This window comes from Micromonospora sp. CV4, from assembly GCF_003667455.1.
Classification (GTDB): Bacteria; Actinomycetota; Actinomycetes; order Mycobacteriales; family Micromonosporaceae; genus Micromonospora.
The window spans coordinates 1-9,109 of the sequence record NZ_RCVI01000398.1 but is presented as its reverse complement, the minus strand read 5'-3'; the positions used below and the strand labels follow the sequence as shown (position 1 = coordinate 9,109).

7 protein-coding genes and 1 pseudogene are annotated in these 9,109 nt (G+C 73.5%); 6 read left to right on the top strand and 2 right to left on the bottom strand.

The genetic code is table 11. The features are described from left to right. Positions 1–363, top strand: a pseudogene (locus EAD98_RS27285) (glycosyl transferase); the annotation flags it as partial. Continuing rightward, positions 360–1,583 carry a glycosyltransferase gene (locus EAD98_RS27280; RefSeq protein WP_199723580.1) on the top strand — a complete coding sequence of 408 codons (1,224 nt, stop codon included), beginning with the start codon at positions 360–362 and terminating at the stop codon, positions 1,581–1,583. The pseudogene EAD98_RS27285 and the gene EAD98_RS27280, both read left to right, overlap by 4 nt. Before the next feature lie 6 nt (positions 1,584–1,589). Here EAD98_RS27280 and EAD98_RS27275 read toward each other — a convergent pair whose 3' ends face one another. Further along, positions 1,590–2,447: an arginase family protein gene (locus EAD98_RS27275; RefSeq protein ID WP_233583994.1), complete on the bottom strand. Its 858-nt coding sequence runs from the start codon at positions 2,445–2,447 to the stop codon at positions 1,590–1,592. Between the two features lie 200 nt (positions 2,448–2,647). On the opposite strand from EAD98_RS27275, the gene EAD98_RS31365 reads away from it, so the two are divergent. The 4 genes from EAD98_RS31365 (at position 2,648) to EAD98_RS27260 (ending at position 7,747) form a co-directional block, all read left to right on the top strand. Next, complete coding sequence (locus EAD98_RS31365; RefSeq protein ID WP_179778832.1) at positions 2,648–2,797, top strand: hypothetical protein; 150 nt, start codon at positions 2,648–2,650, stop codon at positions 2,795–2,797. 17 nt (positions 2,798–2,814) lie between these two features. Further along, complete coding sequence (locus EAD98_RS27270; RefSeq protein WP_121656829.1) at positions 2,815–4,245, top strand: class I SAM-dependent methyltransferase; 1,431 nt, start codon at positions 2,815–2,817, stop codon at positions 4,243–4,245. 43 nt (positions 4,246–4,288) lie between these two features. Then, positions 4,289–6,289 carry a sulfatase-like hydrolase/transferase gene (locus tag EAD98_RS27265; protein ID WP_233583993.1) on the top strand — a complete coding sequence of 667 codons (2,001 nt, stop codon included), beginning with the start codon at positions 4,289–4,291 and terminating at the stop codon, positions 6,287–6,289. A gap of 174 nt (positions 6,290–6,463) precedes the next feature. Then, complete coding sequence (locus tag EAD98_RS27260) at positions 6,464–7,747, top strand: citrate synthase (protein ID WP_121656827.1); 1,284 nt, start codon at positions 6,464–6,466, stop codon at positions 7,745–7,747. A 203-nt stretch (positions 7,748–7,950) separates the two neighbouring features. On the opposite strand, the gene EAD98_RS27255 is transcribed toward EAD98_RS27260, so the two are convergent. Further along, positions 7,951–9,109 (bottom strand): glycosyltransferase family 4 protein (locus tag EAD98_RS27255; RefSeq protein ID WP_147457501.1); only part of this gene is annotated, 1,159 nt, incomplete at its 5' end.

Here is a 9,109-nt window from a genome sequence, read left to right as displayed (position 1 = left end):
CTCGACGCCCGCGAGCCCAGCGCCGCACTGCGTGAGCTGCTGGAGCGCGACAGCGACACCTACACCTGGGTGGCGGCGACTGTCGGCTCCAACAACGCCTCCGGCTACCAGCTGGCCACCGGCGAACCGGTGATGCCGATCGGCGGGTTCAACGGCAGCGACCCGTCGCCGACCCTGGCGCAGTTCCAGCGCCACGTCGTCGACGGCGAGATCCACTACTTCGTCGGTGGGGGAGGCTTCCGGGCCAACGGTGGCAGCTCCGCCGCGCAGGAGATCGCCGCCTGGGTCGCGGAGACCTTCACGGCGCAGACCGTGGACGGCGTCACGGTCTACGACCTGAGCACCGGCAGGGAGGCGGCGTGAGCGTCCTGGGCGTGCCCCGGGCCGCCGTGCAGGCCGGGCCCACCGCCGGCGCGGTGCTGGACGTGGTGATCCCGGTCTATAACGAGGAGACTGACCTCGGGCCGTGCGTACGGCGGCTGCACGCGCACCTGAGCGAGCACTTCCCGTACCCGTTCCAGATCACCATCGCCGACAACGCCAGCGTGGACGGCACGTTGGCGGTGGCTGAGGCGCTCGCCGCCGAGCTGCCCGGCGTCGGCGTACGGCACCTGGACACCAAGGGCCGGGGGAGGGCGCTCAGCGCGGCCTGGTCCGCCTCGTCCGCGCCGGTGCTGGCGTACATGGACGTGGACCTCTCCACCGACCTGGCGGCGCTGCTGCCACTGGTCGCGCCGCTCATCTCCGGCCACTCCGACCTGGCGATCGGCACCCGGCTGGCCCGTACCTCCCGGGTGGTGCGCGGGGCCAGGCGGGAGGTGATCTCGCGGGCCTACAACCTACTGCTGCGCGGCGCCCTGGCGGCGCGGTTCTCCGACGCGCAGTGCGGTTTCAAGGCGATCCGCGCGGACGTGGCCGGCGGGCTGCTCCCGCTGGTTCAGGACACCGGCTGGTTCTTCGACACCGAGCTGCTGGTGCTCGCCCAGCGGGCCGGGCTGCGCATCCACGAGGTGCCGGTGGACTGGGTCGACGACCCGGACAGCCGGGTCGACATCGTCGCCACCGCGCTGGCCGACCTGCGCGGGATGGGCCGGCTGGGCCGGGCGTTGCTGACCGGCGCGCTGCCGCTGACCGAGCTGCGCGCGCAGCTGGGCCGGGCCCCACTGACCGCGCCGCCGCCGGTGCCGGTCGGGCTGCCCCGGCAGTTGGTCCGGTTCGCCGTGGTCGGGGCGGCGAGCACGCTGGCGTACCTGCTGCTCTTCGTGGTTACCCGGGGCGCGCTCGGCGCGCAGCCGGCGAACCTGCTGGCGCTGCTGGTGACCGCGGTGGCGAATACGGCCGCGAACCGGCGACTGACGTTCGGCATCACCGGGCGCCGGCACGCCGGCCGGCACCACGCGCAGGGTTTGCTGGCCTTCGCGCTCGGCCTGGCGCTGACCAGTGGCTCGCTGGCCGTGCTGCACGCCGTCGCCGCCGTACCGACCCGGCCGGTGGAGCTGGCCGTGCTGGTGGCCGCGAACCTGGCCGCCACCGTGCTGCGCTTCGTGCTGCTGCGCCTCGGCATGCACCACCGGCGGGGCTGAACCCCGTCAGCGGCCCGCCGTGCCCAGCACCTCCGCGAGGACCTCGACGACGCGTCGCGCGTGACGCCCGTCGGGGTCCTCGTCGACGTTCAGGTCGGTCACGCTCATTCCGAGCAGCCGGTCGGCGCGAGCCAGCGGGGTGACCAGCGCGACCAGGTCCGGCCAGCGCAGCCCGTCCGGCTCGGGATAGGTCACCGCCGGCAGGTCGCGGGGGTCCACCGCGTCCAGGTCGAGATGAAGCCAGGCCGGCCCGTCCCCGCCGGCTGCCAGCCCGGCCCCGACGGTCCCGGCGCCCCGGCGCAGCAGCTCCGGGGCGGGCACCTGGCGGATCGCCGGGTCGATCCGGGCCGTCTCGGCCCGGCTGCTGTCGTCGGTGGGCGGACGGTGCCCGAGCAGGTGGACCCGGCCGGGGTCGAGCGACGCGTCGTCCTGCCCGGTGGCGGCGGCCGGGCCGTGCCCGGTGATCACGGAGAGGTCCATGTCGGCGGCCTCGCCGGTCGGGGAGGTCGCGCCGTCGAAGAAGTCCGGATGGCCGTCGACGAACCACAGCTCCGTCGTCGGGGGCAGGGCCCGGCAGATGCCGGGCAGGATCGCGCAGTCCCCGCCGAGCACCAGCGGCCGGCGGCCGTCGGCGAGCAGCGTCGAGATCCGGGTGGTGAGGGCCGTGCCGGCCCGGCGCAGGCCGGCGGCGCCGATCAGGCCGCTCGCCGGGTCGCGGACGGGATCGCGCAGCAGCGCCTCGTCCACCCGGCCACCGTCGTCAGCGCCCAGGGCGTCGAGCAGTCCGGCGCGGCGCAGCTCGGCCGGGGCCCGCTCCTCGCCGCGACCGGCGCCGGAGGAGTCCAGCGGAGCGTCGACCACCATCCAGCGCACGTCCGCAGCGTACCGAGGGTGCTGCCGTCCCGGTCGCTTTCTGTGGCGAGGCTGGGAGTCCAGGGATGTGTCCGGTACGGCGCCGACGATCGGCGTACGGTGAGGGACAAGTCCGGCTTTCTGGGTCAAAAAGCCTCAGCGCTGCACGCCCGGGACGCCGGTGTCGAGACGGCGACGGCAAGGAGCGATCGGTGAGACATCTGGCCTACCTGGACGCGGGATCCGGCAGCCTGATCGTGCAGGCGGTCGTGGGCGGGGTGGCCGGGGCCGCGGTCGCCGCCAAGCTCTACTGGCGACGCCTGGTCGACCGGTTCCGCCGGCAGCCCACCGACCAGCGGTGAGCCGGCCCGTTCCGGCGATGGCGATCTCACCCGCGGCGGCCCGGCCCGAGCCGGCCTCCTTCCGCGACCCGGCCAACCGGGTCTTCCACGTGGGAGACGAGGTGCTGCGCGGGCTGGACACCCAGGCCGCCGAGCACTGGCGGACGCTGCGAGCCACCGCCTTCTTTCCGGCGCTGGTTGCCGCGGGCAAGGTCTGCGCGACCGAGGACGCGCCGCCCGCGCTGGTGCCCGCGTCCGCCGGTGATCCGTGGGCGGCGGTGCTGCGCCACGAACGCATCCCGTTCGTCTCCCACCCGTACGAGTGGTCCTTCACCATGCTGCGCGACGCCGCGCTGCTGCACCTGGACATCCTGCGCGCCGCGCTCGCCGACGGCTTCACCACCAAGGACGGCTCGGCCTACAACCTGCAGTGGCGCGGCGCCGAAGCGGTCTTCATCGACATCGGCTCCTTCGAGCCGGTGCGCGACGGCGAGCCGTGGGCCGGCTACCGGCAGTTCTGCCAGACCGTGCTCTATCCGCTGCTGCTCACCGCCCACCTGGGGGTGGACTTCCAGCCGTGGCTGCGCGCCCGGGTCGACGGCATCGAGGCCGAGCAGCTCCGCCCGCTCTTCGGCGGAGCCCGGCGGCTGCGCCCCGGCGTCCTGACCCACCTGCACCTGCACGGCGCCATGCAGCAGCGCAACGCCGCCGCCAGCACCACCGACGTACGGGCCCAGCTGCGGGCCGCCGGCTTCTCCCGGGAACTGCTGCTGGCCACCGTGCGCGGCATGGAGAAACTCGTCCGCAAGCTGGACCGTCGCTCGGCGGGCAGCCACTGGTCCGACTACCAGCGCACCTGCGGCTACTCGGCGCAGGACCGGGCGGCCAAGGAGCAGTTCGTGTCCGCCGCGCTGACCGCCGGAGCCCGGCCCCGCCTGGTGCTCGACCTGGGCGCCAACGACGGCCGGTACGCCCGGCTGGCGGCCGGGCACGCCGACTACGTGGTCGCCGTCGAGCAGGACCCGGCCGTGGTCGACGAGCTGTACCGGGCGCTGCGGGCCGAGGGGCACCGCCGGATCCTGCCGCTGGTGCTGGACCTGGCCGACCCGTCGCCCGGTGGCGGCTGGCGGGGCGTCGAGCGCGCCGGCTTCACCGAGCGGGCCTCGGCCGACGCGGTGCTCGCCCTGGCCGTGGTGCACCACCTGGCGATCGGCCGGAACGTGCCGCTGCCCGAGGTGATCGACTGGCTGGCGGGGCTGACCGCGCCGGGCGGCGCCGTGGTGGCGGAGTTCGTGCATCCGGAGGACCCGATGGCCCGCCGGCTGCTGGCCAACAAGCCCGAGGGCCTCTTCCCGGACTACCGGCGCGACACCTTCGAGCGCCTGCTCGCGGCCCGGGGCCGGATCACCGATCGTCTGGAGCTGCCCTCGGGCACCCGCACGCTCTACCGGGCGGTGATGGGTGGCTGAACCAGCGTCGGGACCGCCGCCGGAACGACCGGCCGGAGAGCCGGTGACCGGACGGTGGGACCGGGGCTGGCGCGGTGAGCTGTGCCGCCTGCTGGAGGTCGTGGCGCTGGTCGGGCTGGCGGTCACCCAGCCGCTGCTGGACGTGCTCGGCAAAAGCCCCGACTTCTTCCTGTTCCACCGGGCCGGCCCGGGGCAGATCCTGCTACTGCTCGCCCTCGTGGCGGTGGCGCCCACCGTGCCGGTGGCGCTGCTCGGCGCGCTGAGCCGGCTCGCCGGCCGGACCGCCCGCGCGCTCACCCACACCGGGCTGGTCGGGCTGCTGCTGGCCGCGCTGGCCGTGCAGGTGGGCCGGCACGTGACGCCGCTTCGGGGCGTACCCCTGCTGCTGGTCGCCGTGCTGGCCGGTGCGGCCGGCGCGGCCGCGCACCGGCGGTGGCGGGCGCCGGGCCGGATGCTGCGACTGGCCGCCGCCGGACCGGTCGCCTTCGTGGCGCTCTTTCTGCTCGCCTCACCCACCTCGGCGGTGGTGCTGCCGCGCGGCGACGGCGGCGCGGCCGGCACCTCGCAGGGCGCTGCCGTGCACCCGCCGGTGGTCATGCTGATCCTCGACGAGCTGCCCCTGGTCAGTCTGCTCGGCGGCGACGGCCGGATCGACGCCGCCCGGTTCCCGCACTTCGCCGAGCTGGCCGGCGCCTCGACCTGGTACCGCAACGCCACCGGGGTCAGCGGCTGGACCCCCAACGCGCTGCCGGCGATGCTCACCGGCCGCTACCCGGCGCGGTCGATCGCGCCGCACTACTCGCAGTACCCGGACAACATCTTCACCGCCTTCGGCGGCCTGTACGACATCCGCGCCGAGGAGAGCATCACCCGGCTCTGCCCACCCAGCCGCTGCGAGCAGCCGGTCGCCCCGGAACAGGGGCTCGGCGTGCTGGTGCGGGAGACCGGCAAGCTGCTCGGCCAGGTCGCCGGGCCGACCGAGGCCCGGGTCGACCCGGAGGACTCCTACCGGGAGCAGACCCGCGCCGAGGCCGGCCTGGACGCCGCCGAGCCGGTCCCGGCCGACCCGAAGTTCCGCTGGGACAGCCTGGACGACAACCAACCGGCCCGGTTCACCAGCTTCCTGGCCGGGCTGAAACCGGCACCCCGACCCGCCCTGCACTTCCTGCACCTGCTGATGCCGCACTCGCCATGGGCGTTCCTGCCGTCCGGGGCCCGCTACGACGCCCCCGAGGACCTGCCCAACGACGGCGCCGGCTGGGTCGAGCTGGCCCGACAGCGGCACCTCGCCCAACTCGGCTACACCGACCGGCTGATCGGCGAGACGCTGCGCACGCTGCGCGCCAGCGGCCTCTACGACCAGGCCCTCGTCGTGGTGACCGCCGACCACGGGGTGAGCTTCCGCCCGGGCGCCCAGGGCCGGGGGATGGACGCGATCAAGGCCGCCGCCGGCGAGGTCGCCTGGGTGCCGATGTTCGTCAAGGAACCCCGGCAGCAGGCCGGCCGGGTGGACGACCGCAATTGGGAACACGTCGACCTGCTGCCCACCGTCGCCGACGAGGCGGGCATCCGGCTGCCCTGGCGGGTCGACGGCCGCTCCGCCCGGCAGGCGCCCCGCACCGACGGTACGAAGCACTTCTACGACCGCCCCGGCGAACCGGTCACCTTCCCCGGCGGGGTGCCCGCCCCACCGCCGCTGCCACCGCCGCACCCCCTGCTGGGCACCGAGGTCCGCGCCGGCCCGCCCGGGGGCAGCGCCCGGGTGGCCGACCTGGCCGCGTTCCGGGCCATGGACCCCGACACCGGCACCCTTCCGGCGCTGGTCTGGGGTGACGTGCCGGACCGGATACCGGACGGCACGCTGCTGGCGGTGGCGGTCAACGGCCGGGTCGGAGCGGTCGTCCCGGTGGTGCCGGCCGACCCCGGTGGACGCCGATTCGCCGCGCTGCTCACCGACGATCAGCTGTTCCGGGCCGGCGTCAACCAGCTCGACGTCTACCAGGTCGCGGCGGACGGTACGCTGCGTCGCCTCGCACTGTCCTGAACCGGCGCGGCGCTCGTCCCGCGAGCCGGGACGCAGGGTTTCCCGGCTGTCCGGTCGGGAATCGGGTGACGCATACCTCACCGCAGAACCACGGCGGGCGGTGTCCACCGAGCCGCAATTACGGTAGAAGCGAAGGCAATTCAACGTAGATCTGCCGGCGAAGCGAGGAACCACATGACGGAAGTCAAGCTCGATCACCCCGGTGGGCAGCTGTCGATGCCGGTGCATCCCGCGGTCGAGGGCCCCGCCGGTATCGGGGTGAGCAAGCTGCTGAAAGAAACCGGAATGACAACGTACGACCCCGGTTTCGTCAACACCGCGGCTGCCTCATCCGCGATCACCTACATCGACGGCGACGCGGGGATCCTGCGTTACCGGGGATACCCGATCGAGCAGCTGGCCGAGAAGTCCTCCTTCCTGGAGGTCTCGTACCTGCTCATCTACGGTGAGCTGCCGACCGAGCAGCAGCTGACCGAGTTCACCGAGTGGATCCGGCGGCACTCGCTGCTGCACGAGGAGATGCGCCGCTTCTTCGACGGCTTCCCCCGGGACGCCCACCCGATGGCCGTGCTCTCCTCGGCGGTCAGCGCCCTCTCCACCTTCTACCAGGACAGCCTGGACCCGTTCGACTCCGAGCACGTGGAGATCTCCACGGTCCGGCTCATGGCGAAGGTGCCGACCATCGCCTCGTACGCCTACAAGAAGTCCATCGGGCAGCCGCTGCTGTACCCGGACAACTCGCTGGGGTACGTGGACAACCTGCTGCGCATGACGTTCGGCGTGCCGGCGGAGCCGTACGTGGTCGACCCGGTGATGTCGAAGGTGCTGGACATGCTCTTCGTCCTGCACGCCGACCACGAGCAGAACTGCTCCACCTCGACCGTCCGGCTGGTCGGCTCCAGCAACGCCAACCTGTTCGCCTCGGTCTCCGCCGGTGTGAACGCGCTGTTCGGCCCGCTGCACGGCGGCGCCAACCAGGCGGTCCTGGAGATGCTCCAGCAGATCCACGCAGGCGACGACGACGTCCGCTCCTTTGTCCGCAAGGTCAAGAACAAGGAGGACGGCGTCAAGCTGATGGGCTTCGGCCACCGGGTCTACAAGAACTACGACCCGCGGGCGGCGATCGTCAAGAAGGCCGCGCAGGACGTGCTGGGCCGGATGGCCAAGCCCGACCCGCTGCTGGACATCGCCATGGAGCTGGAGGAGATTGCGCTCGCCGACGACTTCTTCGTCTCCCGCCGGCTCTACCCGAACGTGGACTTCTACACCGGCCTGATCTACAAGGCCATGGGCTTCCCGACGAAGATGTTCACGGTCCTCTTCGCGCTCGGCCGGCTCCCCGGCTGGATCGCCCAGTGGCGCGAGATGATCAGCGACCCGGAGACCAAGATCGGCCGTCCGCGGCAGGTCTACGTCGGCTCCGCCGAGCGGGACTACGTCCCCTTCGCCGACCGCTGACCCCAGCCCGTCGCACCACCGCAGGCCGTCGACCCCACCAGGTCGGCGGCCTGCCGCCTCTCCAGCCGCCGTTGGTAGTTCTCGCCGCTTGATCGACTCCAGGACGCCGACATCGGGGTATCCCGGCGCGGGGACCCCCCGATGTCGGCGAAGCGGAGTCGATCAGCGAGGAAACGGAGTCGATCAGCGAGCAGCAGCCCTGGTCAGCGCAGGCCGGCGGCGGCGAGCAGGTTGCCCTCGGGGAGCGCCGGAAGCGCGCGGCCCCGGGCCATGCGCTGCTCGGCGCGCTCGGCGGTGAACGCGGCGTCGGTGTTGATGGCAGCGGCGTAGCTGGCGGCGGTGCGCTGGGCGATGGCCGACCAGCCGTACTGGTCGTGGACCATCCGGCGGGCGCGTCGGGCCATGTCGCGGGCACGGTCGGAGTCCGACAGCACGGCGTCCACGGCGTCGGCCAGCCCGTCCGGGTCGTGCGGTGCGAAGGTCATCCCGGTCATCCCGGGCTCGACGATCTCCGCGAGGCCACCGGTGGCGGCCACCGCGAGGGGCGCGCCGGCCGCTGCGCCTTCCAGGGCAACCATGCCGAACGGCTCGTAGATGCTCGGCACCGCGAAGCAGTCGGAGGCGGCCATCAGCGCGGGCAGGTCGGTGCCGCCGAGGAATCCCGGCATGGTGACCATGCCGCCGAGGCCGCGGCGGTGCACCTCGGCCTCCAGTTCCGCACGGTACGGGCCGTCGCCGGCGATCACGGCACGCAGCTCGGGGTGTCGCTCGCGCAGCCGGGGCAGTGCGGCGATCAGGTGCTGCACGCCCTTCTCATACACGAGGCGACCGGCGAAGGTGACCAGCGGGCCGTCTCCGGCGAAGCGGGCCCGGGCAGCGGCCACGTCACGCGCGGGCGCCCGCCAGCGGTGCGGCTCCACGCCGTTGGCTACCACGTCGACCCGGCCGCCCGGCACGCCGAACAGGGCGTTGACCTCGTCGCGCATGTACCCGGAGCAGACGATCACCCGGCCCGACTCGGTGGTGAGCCACTGCTCGACGCCGTGGATGGTGCGGTTCATCTCCTCGGGCAGCCAGCCCTGGTGCCGGCCGGCCTCCGTGGCGTGGATGGTGCTCACCAGCGGGATGTCCAGGTGGTCGCGCACCGTCATCGCGGTGTGCGCGACGAGCCAGTCGTGGGCGTGGATGACGTCGTACGAGCCGGCCTGGGTGGCGCGTAGGGCGGTGCGGGTGAGGGTGTGGTTGAAGGCCATGGTCCAGGCCAGTAGGGAGCCGGTGGCCAGGGGGAAGGTGACGGGGTCTTCGGGGGCGCGCAGGATGCGCACGCCGTCGGCGTACTCCTCCAGGGGTGCGCCTTCGGCG